The 16110-nt window shown below is 62.5% G+C and carries 17 protein-coding genes and 1 pseudogene; 10 read left to right on the forward strand and 8 right to left on the reverse strand.

Annotation, left to right across the window (positions count from 1 at the left end; all coding sequences use genetic code 11):
• The first annotated feature begins 89 nt into the window (after nucleotides 1-89).
• The 3 genes from IV500_RS00100 to IV500_RS00110 are packed head-to-tail and all read left to right on the forward strand — an operon-like array spanning nucleotide 90 to nucleotide 2044.
• The gene (locus IV500_RS00100; protein ID WP_196394804.1) at nucleotides 90-1073 is read left to right on the forward strand and encodes a DUF2382 domain-containing protein; all 984 of its coding nucleotides are present in this window, start codon (nucleotides 90-92) and stop codon (nucleotides 1071-1073) included.
• Entirely contained in the window at nucleotides 1070-1783 is a 714-nt protein-coding gene (locus tag IV500_RS00105) for a hypothetical protein (protein WP_230854279.1), read from the forward strand. Before IV500_RS00100 ends, IV500_RS00105 begins: the two co-directional genes overlap by 4 nt.
• 45 nt (nucleotides 1784-1828) lie before the next feature.
• Nucleotides 1829-2044, forward strand: coding sequence for a DUF6480 family protein (locus tag IV500_RS00110; protein ID WP_196394805.1), 216 nt, complete (start codon nucleotides 1829-1831; stop codon nucleotides 2042-2044).
• Nucleotides 2045-2144: 100 nt separating this feature from the next.
• On the opposite strand, the gene IV500_RS00115 is transcribed toward IV500_RS00110, so the two are convergent.
• The 5 genes from IV500_RS00115 to IV500_RS00135 form a co-directional block, all read right to left on the reverse strand.
• Nucleotides 2145-2447 (reverse strand): acylphosphatase, encoded by a 303-nt coding sequence (locus IV500_RS00115; RefSeq protein ID WP_196394806.1) that lies wholly within the window; start codon nucleotides 2445-2447, stop codon nucleotides 2145-2147.
• 37 nt (nucleotides 2448-2484) lie between these two features.
• Nucleotides 2485-2928, reverse strand: a complete 444-nt coding sequence (locus tag IV500_RS00120; RefSeq protein ID WP_312875764.1) for a hypothetical protein — start codon at nucleotides 2926-2928, stop codon at nucleotides 2485-2487.
• Complete coding sequence (locus IV500_RS00125) at nucleotides 2925-3374, reverse strand: cupredoxin domain-containing protein (protein WP_196394807.1); 450 nt, start codon at nucleotides 3372-3374, stop codon at nucleotides 2925-2927. The genes IV500_RS00120 and IV500_RS00125 overlap by 4 nt, the downstream gene beginning before the upstream one ends.
• A gap of 101 nt (nucleotides 3375-3475) precedes the next feature.
• A complete protein-coding gene (locus IV500_RS00130; RefSeq protein WP_196394808.1) occupies nucleotides 3476-3754 on the reverse strand; it encodes a hypothetical protein in 279 nt (92 codons plus the stop codon).
• A 442-nt stretch (nucleotides 3755-4196) separates the two neighbouring features.
• Entirely contained in the window at nucleotides 4197-4391 is a 195-nt protein-coding gene (locus tag IV500_RS00135) for a hypothetical protein (RefSeq protein WP_196394809.1), read from the reverse strand.
• A 166-nt stretch (nucleotides 4392-4557) separates the two neighbouring features.
• Here IV500_RS00135 and IV500_RS00140 point away from each other — a divergent pair, with 166 nt between their 5' ends.
• Nucleotides 4558-5097 (forward strand): LssY C-terminal domain-containing protein, encoded by a 540-nt coding sequence (locus IV500_RS00140; protein ID WP_230854280.1) that lies wholly within the window; start codon nucleotides 4558-4560, stop codon nucleotides 5095-5097.
• 114 nt (nucleotides 5098-5211) lie between these two features.
• Here the strand turns inward: IV500_RS00140 and IV500_RS00145 are convergent, their stop codons facing one another.
• A complete protein-coding gene (locus IV500_RS00145; RefSeq protein ID WP_196394810.1) occupies nucleotides 5212-6714 on the reverse strand; it encodes a SulP family inorganic anion transporter in 1503 nt (500 codons plus the stop codon).
• A 410-nt stretch (nucleotides 6715-7124) separates the two neighbouring features.
• On the opposite strand from IV500_RS00145, the gene IV500_RS00150 reads away from it, so the two are divergent.
• The 4 genes and pseudogenes from IV500_RS00150 (at nucleotide 7125) to IV500_RS00160 (ending at nucleotide 10387) form a co-directional block, all read left to right on the forward strand.
• The gene (locus IV500_RS00150; protein ID WP_312875765.1) at nucleotides 7125-7517 is read left to right on the forward strand and encodes a (2Fe-2S)-binding protein; all 393 of its coding nucleotides are present in this window, start codon (nucleotides 7125-7127) and stop codon (nucleotides 7515-7517) included.
• Entirely contained in the window at nucleotides 7514-7696 is a 183-nt protein-coding gene (locus IV500_RS21170) for an FAD binding domain-containing protein (RefSeq protein WP_230854281.1), read from the forward strand. Before IV500_RS00150 ends, IV500_RS21170 begins: the two co-directional genes overlap by 4 nt.
• A 53-nt stretch (nucleotides 7697-7749) precedes the next feature.
• A pseudogene (locus IV500_RS21175) lies at nucleotides 7750-8184 on the forward strand (FAD binding domain-containing protein); the annotation flags it as partial.
• A 166-nt stretch (nucleotides 8185-8350) separates the two neighbouring features.
• Complete coding sequence (locus IV500_RS00160; protein WP_230854306.1) at nucleotides 8351-10387, forward strand: xanthine dehydrogenase family protein molybdopterin-binding subunit; 2037 nt, start codon at nucleotides 8351-8353, stop codon at nucleotides 10385-10387.
• A gap of 77 nt (nucleotides 10388-10464) precedes the next feature.
• Here IV500_RS00160 and IV500_RS00165 read toward each other — a convergent pair whose 3' ends face one another.
• Nucleotides 10465-11433 carry an aldose 1-epimerase family protein gene (locus tag IV500_RS00165; protein WP_196394812.1) on the reverse strand — a complete coding sequence of 323 codons (969 nt, stop codon included), beginning with the start codon at nucleotides 11431-11433 and terminating at the stop codon, nucleotides 10465-10467.
• Nucleotides 11434-11685: 252 nt separating this feature from the next.
• Here IV500_RS00165 and IV500_RS00170 point away from each other — a divergent pair, with 252 nt between their 5' ends.
• Both IV500_RS00170 and IV500_RS00175 read left to right on the forward strand, forming a co-directional pair.
• Nucleotides 11686-13134 (forward strand): MFS transporter, encoded by a 1449-nt coding sequence (locus IV500_RS00170; protein WP_196394813.1) that lies wholly within the window; start codon nucleotides 11686-11688, stop codon nucleotides 13132-13134.
• A complete protein-coding gene (locus IV500_RS00175) occupies nucleotides 13131-13706 on the forward strand; it encodes a universal stress protein (protein WP_196394814.1) in 576 nt (191 codons plus the stop codon). Before IV500_RS00170 ends, IV500_RS00175 begins: the two co-directional genes overlap by 4 nt.
• Nucleotides 13707-13728: 22 nt before the next feature.
• Here IV500_RS00175 and IV500_RS00180 read toward each other — a convergent pair whose 3' ends face one another.
• A complete protein-coding gene (locus IV500_RS00180) occupies nucleotides 13729-16104 on the reverse strand; it encodes a glycoside hydrolase family 65 protein (protein WP_196394815.1) in 2376 nt (791 codons plus the stop codon).
• Nucleotides 16105-16110 lie beyond the last annotated feature (6 nt).

Genomic DNA, 16110 nt, shown 5'->3' on the forward strand with positions numbered 1-16110 from the left:
ATCGGCCTAAGGTGGATTAAGGAGTACCTCTGTTGATCTCCCGACCTGCAGTCCGATAATTCAGCTCATGTATTGAAAGCGAGAACATCATGATCAGCGCGGAAAACCTGACTGACATCGCAAACGGTGGGGGCGACGTCCTGACCACTGACGGAGACAAGATCGGCTCGATTGGGCAGCTATACGTGGATGACGAAACGGGCCGCCCCAATTGGGTCACGGCCAAAACCGGGCTGTTTGGCACCGGCGAATCCTTTGTCCCCCTTGGCGATGCCACGATTCGAGGCAACGATATTGTCGTCCCCTACAGTAAGGACGCGGTCAAGGACGCGCCACGGGTGGACGCCGACGGCCACCTTTCGGAGGAGGAACAAGACGGCCTCTACCAGTACTACGAACAGACCGGAGGAACGCGCACTGCGGCTGACACCGAGCGCCGGAGAGCCGGCGCCGCCGGTACCGATGCCGACAGAAACGACGGCGGCGGCAATGACGACGACGACGACGACGCACAAGCGCGCATTGTAGGCGCCGGAACGGCAGGAACGGCTGGAACGGCTGGAACGGCTGGAACGGCTGGAACGGCTGGAACGGCAGATGAGGATAAAACGACCCGGGCAGCCGGCAGCGACGCGCTGGGGCAGGATACCGGCGATGCCATGACCCGTTCGGAAGAGCGATTGAAAATCGATACGCAATCACGGGAAACCGGGCGGGCAAGACTCCGCAAATATATCGTCACCGAAAATGTCACGAAGACCATACCGGTTAGCCACGAAGAAGTACGGATCGAGCGGGAACCGATCACGGAAGACAGCCGCGGCGCCGGGATTCGCGGCACGGACCTGAGTGAAGAAGAGCACGAGGTGACACTGCACTCGGAGCGCCCAGTGGTGGAGAAGGAGACGATCCCCGTCGAGCGGGTTCACTTGACTACCGAAACCGTGACGGAAGAGGAAACGGTCAACGAGGAAGTCCGCAAAGAGAAGATCAGCACAGACGGAGCCGACGATACTTCGGCCGACGACTCCGACTCCGGTAACACCGGCTCCGACAGGCGGCACCGGTCATGAGCAGCAGCATTAATCCCGGGAGCGGGAACTCCGACCCGTCCCCATCGGATCCCGGTCCTCGGGAGGATCGAGCCTTCCGCGCTGATCGGGAAGCCCGGCCCGGCCGGAAGGATCAGGCCAGTCGATCAAACAGGGTGAGCCGGGACGAAACGGTGGCCCGCGAAAAGGAGCGCTACGGGGGAATCAAGGTCGGCTCGGCATTCTTCGGCTGGCTGACGGCTACGGGAGTGGCCGTGCTGCTGACTGCGTTGGCCGCTGCAGCTGGTACCGCAGTCGGCGTGGCCAATAACACCGACGCCGCGCAGGCCTTGGATCAGGCATCGAGGAGCCCGCAAACGGTTGGCATGGTGGGCATCATTGTCCTTCTCGTTATCCTCTTCGTGGCCTACTACTGCGGCGGCTATGTGGCGGGACGGATGGCCAGGTTTAATGGCGCCAAGCAGGGACTCATGGTCTGGATCTGGGCCATCATCATCGCCGTCGTGGTAGCCATTCTGGGCCTCGTAGCGGGAAGCAAGTTCAATATCCTAGCCAACCTGAACAGCTTTCCGCGAATCCCGGTCGATGAGGGCCAACTCACCGGGGCCGGTATCCTCGCCCTGGTGATTGTCGCCGTCGTCAGTTTGGGCGGAGCTCTGCTTGGCGGCCTGGCGGGGATGCATTTCCACCGGCAGGTCGACAAAGCCGGCTTCGCTCCGGCCGAGGGCTGAGCTCCAATAAACGCAAGCCACTAACGAAATCGGAGGGAAACCCTAATGAGCAGCTATCACCCGGAAAATGACCCGGCCAACCCGGACCAACCAGGTGCGGAAAAACCGGCCGGAAAGAACAATAACGACAAGGGGGCTGCGGCAAATCCGGACCCTCTCAACGGCAATATCACCGGTCTGGAGCCCGGCGGCGGGGTTCCGCCCGGCGAAACACCACCGGCCGCCGGTCAAATGAGTACCGATCAGGGACACGACGAATAAGGGGGCAGAACGAGACGGGGGGACGAGCGCCGGCGCAGGCCGTCGGTGTTTACCAGGCGCGGGAATAAACGCATTCACCGCACACTATTGCCGGCCGCCGCTAAACTACGCGGAAGTCCCGGAACGAGCCGGTGGCAGGAGACCGAAAGGAGGCAACATCGTCCACTTTTCCTGGTGGCTCCGAGGAATTCAGCCAAGCCTGTAGTTCCACCACGGCTACCGCCGGTCCTTCGGCAATCACCTCCACTGACCCGTCGAACTGGTTTGTGGCGGTCCCCGTCAGTTCCAGTTCCGCTGCCCGGCGGGCCGTCCAGTACCTGAAACCGACGCCCTGCACCGCTCCTGTGACCCGTGCAGTGAGACGAATATTGTCAGTGGCGTGCGCCGCGGGTTTTTCTGCCATATGGCCCAACGTAGCCCAGACCGGCCCCGCACCGCGACTAACGGCGCAGACGTACCAGACCTGCGATGGCAAAGACCACACCAAGCCCTTGGGCAATGGCGCTGATGGACTTTTCCGGGAACCACAATGGATCGTACATGGCTGGAATCGGGCCGATGGCCGGCACATCGACATAGTTATACAGGAGCACAGCCGCCAATCCGGCGGCCAACACGATAAGAGCCAGCCAAAATGCCGGCCGACTTCCGCGGATCAGAACGTAGAGCGCGGCCACGATGGCGGCCGCTGACTCCAAGTAGAACAAGTTTCCTTCCCCTATTCCGTCCGGGGCGGCCAGCTGGTACCCGGGTGCGAGCCGGATATGCACGACGGCGTCAACGGCCAGCGCTGCGACAACCAGGATCCGCAGGACCACCCCGAGGCCGCTTCGCTTCGACGTTGCAGGGGCAGGTGCGCGCGTGGCTCGGTCAGCGGCGCTCACTTTACGACCAACGTCCCGTGCATATTGCCGTGGTACGTGCAGTGGTACTTATAGGTGCCGGGGGTTGTCGGCGCCTTGAACGTCACGCTTTCCCCTGGTTTCACTACCACGTCGAAGGCTGATCCCTCATCGGCTGTCACGGTATGGGCGGTACTGTCCATGTTCATCACGGTCACCGTTGACCCCGGGGCCACACTGTCTGGACCGCTGTAGGCAAAATCCTGAATGTGGATGGTTTCCGCCGCTGCGGCGGGTGCGGACGTAGAAGTGTCAGGACTCGTTGCGGAGGCGGCTGGGGAGGACGGCGCCATGGATGTGGCGGACGTGGAACCTGCCGGGCTGGTGGTATCCGTGCCCGTCCCTGCCCCCGATGAAGAGCATCCACTTAGGGCCAACAGCAGTGCTGCGGACGGGATGATGACAAACTTAACCTTATTGATGTTCATAACATTACCTTTTTGGCCTAGGGTCCATTGTTGAGGAATTGTTGCTCTCATTAGGATATTCGTTGTGATCCGCCTCACGGATGGTCGGAAACCGGAACGCGCTATTTTTCGCCGTCACCGGTGGTGCCGTCACCGGTGGTGCCGTCACGGATTGCCCTGTCACGGCCGTGTGGCAGATCGCCATCGGAAACATTATTTTCCTGGTCCGCTATGGTCTCCGGCCAAAGGGCATGCTCGCCGTGCGGCTCCGCCTCCCCTGCACCTAAGAGCTGCCGATCGGCGAAACCGATTACTGACCCATCACCGCTGAAGAGCAGACGCCGGCTTTGCGCGGCCGCCGTCTGCCCCTGCCGGTCCTCCTCTGTTGGCTGTCCCATCATAATCCTCTCTCACGGCGCCCGCCGGGGTATCGGATCGGCGTCAAAGCGCATAAATTCCCGGCCGCGAATGGCCTGATGTCTGCGCCCGTCGGTCGCCGGGCGGGCAAGGAAGAATGCTGAAAAGGCATGGCTCGTGTGGTAAGTGAGGCGCCGTTATCCAAGGGGCAAGCATCCTAACCTGCGGACATAAGCTATTCGATGCAAAGAGGGTGGTTGGATGGGCCATCCTTGGGACTGGAGGGCTCCCTGTGAAGAGCGGGAGCCCGTCATCAACCGAAGAAAGAACGGTCATACCTCTATTGTCCGGGAGCATGCCGTGTGGACATCGCCGCCAAGAACCCTCCTTTGCCGAGCAGACGGACCACCAATCGCGACAAGCAGGCACTGCGTCAGTCCTGGTCGCCTTGGGCGCGACAGACCCTGAAAGGGATCGTCCTTCGCCTTAGGTGCCGTCGCCGTCGTCGTCGTCGGACTCTTTCGCCTTATGCTCGCTCTCGCGCAGATGGCGCTCAAGCTTCTCTTCCGCATCCTCGCGCCGCTGCGCTACCGCGCGGATTTCCGCGGTAGACAGCGAATGCTGCTCCGTGTTCGTCCGCTCTCCGTTACCCGTCCGCCGCGAATGCTGATCCTTGCTCATGCCAGCATGATCCCACGTCCGGATCCAAGAAGAAAAGGGGCCGACGCACTGGTCTGCTGCAGAGTCGTCAACCAAGTCCGGCTTCTCCTGTGCAGTATTGGGCGACAGAGGCCATACTGGGGCTCTGGACGCCCGGCCCAAGGCTACCTCGTGGAAAGACACGGGCTTGTCCCCTCGGTGGTACCGGCGGGCCGCCAGCACTGTGGTGCTGACCGGACAGCGAATTTTCTTTCTCGTCAGCACATTGCTGGTCGGCTGGGGCGTCTATGTCCTGCTGTTGAAAGAGATCGACGACGGTGGCCGACAGCCTTGGGCGTTCCTGCTGATTTGGGTGCTGGCCTCCTACATCCTGCTGCCGGGGCTAAACCGCGTTTTGACGCGTATTTACGTCCCAAACCATCTTTTTGGCAGGACACGTACGGTGGACGGGCTGCTCGGTGATCCGGTGAACCTGGCCGTGATTGGATCTGCCGAGTCGCTGCGGGACACCATGCTGACGGCCGGCTGGACTGCGGCCGATCCGGTTACTTTCCGAAGCTCCTGGCATATTGTCGAGGCGTCCCTCCTGCGGCGAAGCTGTCCGTCGGCCCCCGTCAGCCCACTCTTCGTGTTCGGTCAGCGGCAACTCCTGGCCTTCGAGCAGGAGTTGTCCGGCAACCCGGTGCAGCGCCATCACGTGCGTTTTTGGTGCTGCCCGCCAGGGTGAAGGCTATTGGGGGCTTCATTCGGCTCGATCGCAAGCACAAGCACGGGAACGGCCGCCGTCGCGGGTTGCCCATCCCAACCGGAAACGGCGCTGGGCCGATGCAATTAGGCGCCGTTATGCCCCGAAGCGCCCCGTCAGCCGACGATGGAACTTCAGGCTGTTCTCATCCAGTCCCTGGAACGTGACGGCAATCCCGTGGCCTCGGTACTTAGTCTCGATAGAATCCAGAGCCGCGACAGTGGACGCGTCCCAGATCTGTCCGTGCGTGAAGTCAATGCTCACGTCCGCGGGATCGAGGGCATAAGAAAATTGGTCAACGAGATCGTTGCTGCTCCCGAAGAACAGCGGCCCGCGGACGTCGTACCTCACCGATGCGCCGTCGTCGGCCGGAAACCGTTCGACCCGGACTACATGCGCAATCCTGCGCGCAAACAACACCATGGCCAGGACGACGCCGACGAGGACACCGATGGCAAGGTTACCAGTCACGACGACGACGATCACCGTCAGAGTCATGACGAGAGTCTCCGGGACGGGCATCCGCCTGAGCGTTGCCGGTTTGACGCTGTGCCAGTCGACGGTGCTGATTGCGACGATCATCATGACGGCGGCAAGGGCCACCATGGGAATCTGTCCCATCAGCGAGCTCAACCCTGTCACGAGGGCCAGCAGGAAAACACCTGCAATGAACGTGGAGATGCGGGTCCTGGCCCCGCCGATCTTTACATTGACAATGGTCTGACCGATCATTGCGCAGCCGGCGATGCCGCCGTAGAAACCGGCAGCAATGTTAGACACTCCCAGAGCCCAGGACTCCCGGCCTTTGTGCGAACGAGTGTCCGTCAGGTCATCGACGAGTTTGGCGGTAAGCAGTGTTTCCATCAGACCGACGAAGGCGATGCTTAGTGCTGTGGGCCAGACGATGTGCAGGGTTTCCAGATTAAGTGGAACCAGGAAGGGCGTAATGCCTGGCAGGCCTCCGGTTAAGGGGCCTTCGTCGGCAACGTTCGGGACGTTAAGACCGGCGATGATGACAATCGCCGTGACCGCGACGATCGCGACCAAAGGTGCCGGCACCGCCGTCGTAATTTTTGGCAGGATCAAGATGATACCCACCGTCAGTGCGAACAACGGATAGACCAGCCACGGAACATCGATCAGATGGCGCACCTGTGCAAGGAAGATGAGAATCCCCAACGCGTTGACGAACCCGATCATCACCGACCTTGGAATGAACCGCATCAACCGCGCCATACCGCATAGACCAAAAAGTATCTGCACGATCCCCGCCAGAATCACGGCAGGCAGAATGTATTCGGCGCCGTGAGCCTTCACCAGGGGCGCCACAACAAGCGCGACGGAACCAGCTGCGGCGGTAATCACTCCTGGCCTGCCGCCGAGGAATGACATAGTGATGGCCAAAACGATCGACGCGACGAGGCTGACGATCGGATCCACTCCGGCAATCACGGAGAACGAGATGACCTCCGGCACCAGCGCCAGCGTAGTGACGATTCCGGCCAAGACTTCCCTGCTCAGGAACTTAGGTGTCCGAAGGGCTGCCAAGACAGTCGGAACTGCGGGAGACAGCTGCTTGCTTGCCGGTTGTTTGGCCATTGCCAGTGTAACTTTCAGGGGTTGGGCTCTCGCGCGGGAACCTGTGATGGACATAGCCAGGCGTTCCGATACCGGGGCCAGCACGACCACACTACTATCCCGGACCCTGAAGTCGACAGCCGAGCGGGATCCCGGTGCTGCCGTCGCCGCCGTCCACGGAACCACTTCCTGGCGTGAATCTCTTGTCCCGCACTTGGGGTGGGAGTCGGTTACGAGAGATCCGACAGCTGCGGAAATTGCCACAATGACCCGGAGGTGCTGCTTTTTATGGAAGCGGATATTACGTTGCAGGTGGACGGCGTAGAACGGTCGCTCACTGTTGATACGCGCACCACGTTGCTGGATATGCTGCGGGACAGACTGGGCATCATGTCACCGAAAAAAAGCTGTGACCACGGCCAATGCGGGGCATGCACGGTCTTGCTCAATGGCAGGGGGCGACGACATGCCTGGCTTTTGCGGTGGCATACGACGGCGCCGAGATCACCACGGCCGAGGGCCTCGCCGACGGCAAGACGCTGCACCCGGTGCAGCAGGCCTTTTTGGACCAGGACGGATTCCAATGCGGCTATTGCACGCCCGGACAGATCTGTTCCGCGGTCGGCATGCTGGTGGAAGCCGCAGCCGGCCAGCCAAGCCACGTCACGGCACCAGCCTCTCCCGCAGATAAATCAGCGGAGATTACCCTCAGCGACACGGAAATTCGTGAGCGGATGAGCGGCAATTTGTGCCGGCGCGGGGCCTACGTCAATATTCTGGCCGCTGTTCGGCACGCGGCGGCCACCTCCGGAGGCCAACCATGATCCCCTTCGACTACCGTCGCGCCGAGGATGCCGATGCCGCCGTCGCTATGGTTTCCGGACATGAGGGCACCGCATACTTGGCCGGCGGCACCAACCTCGTGGACCATATGCGATCCCGGCACGGGCTGTTCGGCGCTGGAGGGGTACACGCGGTAGCACGCAATTTTGGGCGCTTCTGAGGATTGCGTGGCAGTTCATCCCTCGGATATGGCGGTGGCGATGGCGGCGTTGGATGCGACAGTGGTGGTCCGGCACGCCGGCGGCGAACGTCCTGATTCCGGTGGTGGACTTCCATCGGCTTCCCGGTACCGAGCCCGCCCGCGACACGGTTCTGGAACACGGCGACTTAATTACCGCCGTCGAACTTCCGGCGCCCGCCTCCGGGCAGCGGTCCGCCTCCCGAAAGGTCAGGGACCGCGCGTCCTATGCGTTCGCATTGGTGTCGGTGGCGGCTATCCTGGACCTGGAGTTGCCGGATCAGGAGGACGACGGCGGCACAGCCAGTCGCGGCGGCACAGCCAGTCGCGGCGGCACAGCCAGTCGCGGCGGCACAGCCAGTCGCGGCGGCCCTCCGCTGATCATCAAGGACATTCGGCTGGCGCTCGGCGGCGTGGCACACAAGCCGTGGCGTGCGGCGCGGGCCGAAGAAGCTCTGCGGGGCGCACCGGCAACGGAGGAAAATTTCCGCCATGCTGTGGACGCAGAACTCGCCTCAGCGCAGGCCCTGCGGGATAACGCCTTCAAAATCCCGATGGCAGGAAATACGGTTGTGGCCCTCCTGCGCGACCTGACGTCTGCGTTCATCGCGGGCCATTGGCACCGGGCTCCAGCGCCTGGACGGCGCCGCCAAGGTCCGCGGTACCGCACCCTACGCGTACGAGCAACCGGTGGACAACCCGCTGTACCTGCACCCCATTCAGGCCACGATCGCGTTAGGCAGGATCCTGGCCATTGGTTGCGGGGCGGCACAGGCGTGCGAGGGCGTGATGACCGTGTTGACCCATTTCAACGCACCCAAATCAGCAGACACGGCTGATGCGGAGCTCGCCATCCTGCAGGACGCGAACGTCGGTTTTCGCGGCCAGTTCATCGGTGCTGTACTGGCCCGGACGCCCGAGATCGCCCGGGAAGCCGCCGCCCTGGTGCACGTGGAATACGAACCCGAGGAACACGATGCCCGCTTCCGCCCGGACCATCCGGGTCTGTATGCACCGGAACAGGTCAACGCCGGCTTCCCCACCGATACCAGCAGCGGTGACGCAGATGCGGCGCTTGCAGATGCCGCCGTCGTCGTCGACCAAACCTATTCGACGCCGCCGGAACACAACAACCCCATGGAGCCGCACACCACGGTGGCGCAGTGGGTCGGCAGGACCCTCACGCTTTATGACTCCACCCAGGGCGCCCACACGGTGCGGCAAACGGGGGCGCCGGTGCTGGGTCTGGACCCGGCCGACGTCCATGTAATTTCTCCCCATGTGGGCGGCGGCTTCGGCTCCAAAGGCATGCCGCACGCCCACGTCGTGCTCGCTGCGCCGGCGGCAAAATGCAGCAATGGCCGCCCGGTGAAATTTGCCCTTACCCGGCAGCAGATGTTTTCGCTGGCCGGTTACCGCACGCCGACAATTGCGCGGGTGCGCTTGGCGGCCGACGACGGCGGGAAGCTAAGCGCTGTCGTTGTCGATGTAGTGGAACAAACATCCAAGATCAGGGAATTTGCCGAACAGACGGCGGTCCCGTCCCGGATGATGTGTGCCGCTCCGAACCGGCGCACCACGCACCGTTTGGCGCCGCTGGATATTCCTGTCCCCTCGTGGATGCGCGCTCCCGGGGAATGCCCGCACATGTTCGGCCCGGAAGTGGCGATGGATGAGCTTGCGCAGGCGTGCGGAGTCGATCCCATTGAACTTCGGATCCGCAATGAACCCGGGATTGATCCGGAATCGGGGAATCGGTTCGGGAGCCGGCATCTGATCAATTATCTGCGCGCAGGGGCCGGGCGATTCGGCTGGGAGCAGCGGAATCCACGGCCACGGGCCCGGACGGACAAGGACTGGCTCATCGGCATGGGCGTAGCCGCCTCCACCTATCCGTTTCGGCGGCAGCCGGCCAACGCAGCGAGCGTCGCTTTCGGCAACGACGGTATCTATACTGTCCAGATCGGAGCAGCGGACATCGGCACCGGTACTTGGACGGTTCAAACGCAGATCGCCGCCGATGCCTTGCAGGTCCCGGTGGAACGAATCCATCTTGAGATCGGCGACACGGCACTTCCGCAAGCCTCGGTGGCCGGCGGATCCACCGGCACGGCGAGCTGGGGCGCGGCTATTTTGGCGGTAGCCGGAGCCTTCCGGGCTCAATTCGGTTCCAATCCGGTGCGCGGTGCCCGGGCGCAAGCTCAGGGTTCGGCCAATCCCGACCAGGAAAAGTTCGCGCTGCATTCCTTCGGCGCCCAGTTCGCGCAAGTACGGATCAATGCCGATACCGGCGAGATCCGGGTGTCACGAATGCTGGGGGTGTTTTCCGCCGGGCGCATTATTAATCCGCGGACCGCCCGGTCCCGGTTCATCGGGGGGATGACCATGGGCATCGGTATGGCCCTGCATGAAAACAGCGTGATGGACCCGCGGTTTGGGATTATTGTCAACCACGACTTTGCCGAATACCACATTCCCACCAACGCGGACATTGAGGATGCGGATGCCATCTGGCTGGAGGACCACGATGAACATGCCGGTCCGCTCGGTGCCCGCGGGATCGGGGAAATCGGAATTGTAGGCGCTGCCGCGGCGATAGCCAACGCTGCATACAATGCCACCGGTCTGCGCATCCGGGATCTGCCGCTCACTGCCGACAAGTTCCTTTTCTGACCCCTGGGAGGCCCGCGATGGGACCGATTTTGCGGTTTTGGCCCCACCGCCGGCACTCCAGATCAGAATGGAGCGGATTATTGGAGGTCCGGGTAGGGGTTGATCCCCCAGGTCGCGGTGTGGCTTTCGCCCGGTTCCAGTGTAATTAGCCCGTGCCCGGAGTTGAAGGCGTTTGGCGCACAGGTCATCGGCTCGACTCCCAGGCCGGTGCGGCGGCGGGCGGGCTGAGGCAGGGTATCCCCGGTGAAGATTTCCAGATACGAATAAGCCTCGTCCACCCACAATTCCACCCCCGCGGCGCGATCGGGCGCGAGCATGCGCACTCGGGCACGGCCGTCTTCGCCGCGATGCAGATCCGTGTACGCCACGTCGATCTGCCTCTCCCCCACGACCTGTTCGCTGCGCAGGTCATAATGCGTCCCGTCCACCGGTTTGCTGCCGGTGGGAATCCCCAGCTCATCCACCGGCAGGTAGATGGACCCCGGGGCCTGGACAAAGGCGCTGTCAATGTCGGGTGTGCCGACGCTGAGGTATGGATGCGCACCCGTTCCGTATGGGCAAGGCTCCGTTCCGACGTTGGTGGCGCTGGTGCGCACGGTCAACCCGTGCTCACCGAGGGAGTAGTCCAGCCGGCAGTCCAGAACGAAGGGCCAGCCTGGGCAGGCGTGCAGGACGTACCGGAAACTGGCACTGTCCGGATGGTGCTCGACCTGCGTCCAGTTGGCCCATCGGGTCAGCCCATGGATAGCGCCGTGCTTTTCCGGCTCGGTGAGGTCCAGCTGACGGCTGCTGCCGCGCCAACCGTAGTGGCCGTTGGAGATCCTGTTCGGCCAGGGAATGAGCGACTGCCCGCGGGCACCGGTGCACTGCTCGTCCACTTCGTAGCCGTCCAGCACGTGACGCTGCCCAGCAGTGTATGAGCGCAGTGCTCCCCCCACCTCGGTGAGGACCACCAGCTGTTCCCCGGCACGGATTTCAAATTGGCTGCCCGACGGCGGCACGGGAACGGGCGCGACACCGTTATTCGGCTTTTCCTGAGTGTTCATCGGTGACCTTCCACAGGGCATGGGGCAAAGATATTTCACACTTTGGCACAGCCATTGCGGGAATCACAACCCCACCTGTCCGCGTGGCCTGCGCGCCAGGTCCGCCAGTCTTAGCCAGGGCAGAAAGGCCGAAATTTTTTTACGCAGGCCCTGCCGCAATTGATAAGCGGAGAGTAGCCTCAAAACGGATTTAAGATTTTACCCTTCAGTAGCTAAGCCCGCCGTGTCGGCAGGTGAACTTGAGGAGCTCATATGGCCAGTGCTGCAGCCACGCAAAACCAGCAACCCGTTGTGAGTCTGATCCCGGCCAGAATGGACCGGTTGCCGTGGACCAGATTCCACTGGACGGTGGTTCTGGGTCTGGGAGTGTCATGGATCCTGGACGGTCTCGAAATTGAGCTCGTGGCCTCGGCCGGCTTTCAGAAAACGCTACACATGAGCGCGGAGGAAGTCGCACTGACAGGTACCGTCTACCTCATCGGACAAGTAGTGGGTGCGCTGGTGTTCGGCCGAATGGCCGACCGGCTCGGACGGAAGCGCTTCTTTATTATCACCTTGGCCATCTACCTGATCGGCAGCGGGGTAGCCGGGCTTTCGTTCGCCGTATGGTTCCTTTACCTCTTCCGGTTTATTGCAGGGCTGGGCATTGGCGGTGAATACACCGCCATTAATTCCGCCATCGATGAGATCATCCCCTCGCACTACCGCGGCCGGGTGGACATCGCCATCAACGGGACCTACTGGGGTGGTGCCGCGCTGGGTGCCTTTGGAAACGTGTTCCTGCTGAACCCGGATGTTGTTCCGGTGGACTGGGGCTGGCGGATCGGATTCTTTATTGGCCCGGCGCTGGGATTGATCATTATTTATCTGCGCCGGCACATCCCGGAAAGCCCCCGTTGGCAGCTTATGCATGGACACGCCGACGAAGCGGAACAAAACGTGGACCGGATTGAGGCCGAGGTCCGCGCCGAAGGGCACGATCTGAAGGACGTTCCGTCGGAACGGGCCATTACGGTAACTCCCACTAAGAGCATTCCCTTCCGGCAAGTCGCTGCCGTGTTCTTGAAGAAGTATCCCCGGCGCACCATGGTTGCCTTTGTCATGATGGTCACACAGTCGTTTCTCTACAACGCCATTTTCTTCACCTACGCGCTGGTCCTGCAGAATTTTTACGGAACCAGTCCCAGTTCCACGCAGTATTTCTTTTTCCCCTTCGCCATCGGGAACCTGATTGGCCCACTCGTTCTCGGCCCGCTTTTTGACACAATCGGCCGGCGGAAAATGATCTTCGGGACTTATGCGCTGGCGGGCATTGTTCTGGCGTTTTCCGCAGTGCTCTTCAACGCAGGTGCGCTCACCGCCACGACCCAGACCGTGCTGTGGTGCATTTGCTTCTTCTTCGCCTCCGCCGGTGCCTCAGCAGCGTACCTGACGGTGAGTGAGAACTTCCCGCAGGAGCTGCGCGGGCAGGCAATCTCGTATTTCTTCGCCATCGGACAAATTGCAGGAGCCATCGCGCCCGCCATCTTCGGCGCTTTGATCGGCGATGGCAGCAGCCGTGAACCATTAACCATCGGCTACTTCTTCGGTGCCGGCATGATGGTTTTTGGTGGCCTCATCGCCTTGTTCTTTGCCTTTGACTCCGAGCGGAAATCGCTCGAGGACATCTCCGATCCGCTCTCGAAAGTGTCAGCACCATGACGGGTGATCAGAAAAAAACCGGCGAGGTCGTTGTGGTTGGGGTCAGCCCCACCAGCGGCTCCAGAGCAGCCCTCGAATGGGGAGCCGACGAAGCCCGACAGCGTTCCGCGGAGCTGTTTGCCGTCAGTGCGTGGCGCGTGCCCCGTCCACCCATGGCGGCCGGGACCCGTCCACCGCTGATCACCGCTGTGCCCGACGCCGATTTTACCGCGGCGGAAGAGAAATTACGCGAGCACGTACGTGCGGTCCTGGGCGACGAGGCTAGCATCACCTGCCGGCTGATCCACGGTACCGCGCTCAACGTGCTGCTAAGCGTGTCCAAACAGGCCACGTTGCTGGTGTTGGATGCACCACAGCGCACCGACTTTTCGCAATCGCCACTGCTGGCACACCGGCTGGTCTATCAAGCCCAGTGTCCTGTGGTGATCATGCCGCCGGACGTCGCCGATCAGGCCGACACGCCGTTGGTCCGGGGCAGTAAGCGTTTTGGGATGAACGTGGCCAAGTCAGCTGCTACAGCAGGCCGCCCGGGGCTGCATCTGCCGCCCGGCAGCGGCGCAGAACCCATCTGAGGTATGCGTGGCGGGTCCACTGTCATGTCCTGTCTTCGCTGTGCCGTCGCGGAGCCCGCCCGGCCGGCTGCGATGGCCGGGGACCGGTCATCGGCAGCTCCGGAATCGGGCACACCATCGGCTCAGCCGTGGTGACACTAATCTGGGCACCGTGATGCAGTATCTCCAGCGGCTTGCCGTTCCGCAGGACATAAGACGCCGCCGTCGCCGTAATTTCCACCCGCAAGGTCCGGCCCGCCACGAGTACACCGAAGGCAAGCCGGCTGAGCCCCGGCGGAAGCCGGGGGGCGAAGCGCAGCATCGCGGTGCCGTCCGAGATACAGGTTTCGCGCATCCCGCCGAAGCCGGCGGTCAAAGCGGTCCAGACGCCGGCCAGGGCGGCAACATGCAGCCCGTCCGAAGTGTTGTGTTCCAGATCGTCCAGGTCCATCAGCGCGGTTTCGGTCAGGTAGTCGTCGGCCAGTTCCAGCTGGCCTACCTCGGCGGCAAGCACCATCTGCACGCAGGCCGAGAGCGACGAGTCCCGCACGGTCAGCGCCTCATAATAGGCAAAGTTCCGTGCCTTCTGCGCCGGGCTGAACGCGTCCGGCCGCAGTTGCATGGCCAACACCAGATCCGCCTGTTTGACCACCTGTTTGCGGTATAGGTCAAAGTACGGAAAATGCAGGAGCAATGGGTATTGGGCCTGCGTGGTCGCAGCAAAGTTCCAGGTCTGGTGACCGGTGAAACCCTCCGCCTGTGAGTGGACACCTAGAACATCGTCATACGGGATGTACATTGCCGCAGCGGCATCGTGCCAGCTGGCAATCTCCTCCGGGTCCACACCAAGTTGACCGGCACGTTCACGGTACCGGCCTGCGACGTCTGCGGCAGAGGTGAGATTGTGCTGCGCCATCAGATTGGTATAGACATTGTTGTCCGCCACTGCGCTGTATTCATCGGGGCCGGTGACCCCGTCAATGCGGAAGCTGCCCCGTCCATCATGGTGTCCCAGGGAGCGCCAAAGTCTGGCTGTGTGCACGAGCAGGTCAACCCCGACCGTGCCTTCGAATGCCTCGTCGCCGGTAGCTCGAACGTAACGGACGACGGCGGCGGCAATGTCCGCGTTGATGTGGAAGGCTGCAGCCCCGGCCGGCCAATACGCGGAACATTCCTCACCACGGATGGTCCGCCAGGGAAAAGCTGCCCCTGCCAGTCCCAGCTGCTGTGCCCGCTTCAGGGCCATCGGTAGGGTGGTGTGCCGCCAGCGCAGTGCGTGCGCGGCGGCGTTCGGAGCGGTGTAAGTCAAGACCGGCAGGACATAGGTCTCGGTATCCCAGAACGTGTGCCCGTCATAGCCGGGCCCGGTCAGGCCCTTGGCCGGAATAGCCCGGCCCTCGGCCCGGGCCCCGGCCTGCAGCACCTGAAACAGCGCAAACCGCGCCGCCTGCTGGATCCGGGTATCGCCGTCGAGCTCCACATCCGCGCACTGCCAAAAATCGTCGAGGAACTGCGCCTGTTCTGCGCACAGTTGGTCCCAGCCGGTGTGCATTGCGCCCGCCAAAGCGGCATCTGCCTGATCCCAAACCGCCGGCACCGAGCGTGACCCGGACCAGCCGTAACCAACCATCTTCGTCAGTTGCAGCCGCTGCCCCGGCTCCAGCGTGACGGTGATGGTGGTGCGGCCCAAATCCGGAAAGCTTTCCGCTTCGATACTTGTGCCGGCGGGGCCCTGAACCAGATGATCCATCACCGCGGCAACAACCTGGGCCGAGTCGGCCACCGTATGCACCAGCCCTGCCCTCGCGCCATGGGCGGCATGTTCAGCATGGACCAGCGGGCACTCCAGTGCCGCCGCGACGCGTGGATCCCCGCGCGGAGCCGGCAGCGGCTCATTGGCGATGATCTCAGACTGCACCACGATCCGAATCGGGCTGCTGAGCGCCTCCACCTCGTAACGAATGGCCGCGATGGACCGCTGCACCAAGGAGACCATCCGGGTGGAAGTCACCCGCACGTCCCGGCCCGCCGGCGAGACCCATTCGACTTCCCGGTGCAGCAGTCCCGTGCGGAAGTCCAGACAGCGCTCATGCGAGGTCAGCTCACCGTATCGAACGTCGAAGGGCTCGTCATTGACCAGCAGCCGGATCGGCTTCCCATTGGTCACATTGATGACTGTCTGTCCGGACTCGGGATAGCCGTAGCCGGCTTCGGCGTATGGGAGCGGACGCAGTTCAAAAACCCCGTTCAGATACGATCCGGGCAGCGCATGCGGCTCCCCCTCGTCCAGGTTTGCGCGCCAGCCGATGTGCCCGTTGGACAGTGCAAAGAGGGATTCCGTTTGCGCCAGGCGCTCCAGGTCCAGCGCCGTTTCGCGCAGGCACCACGGTTCGGTCGGAAAGTTGGCGTGCTCGATCATGCGCGC

Source organism: Arthrobacter terrae (assembly GCF_015708085.1).
Lineage (GTDB): Bacteria > Actinomycetota > Actinomycetes > Actinomycetales > Micrococcaceae > Arthrobacter_M > Arthrobacter_M terrae.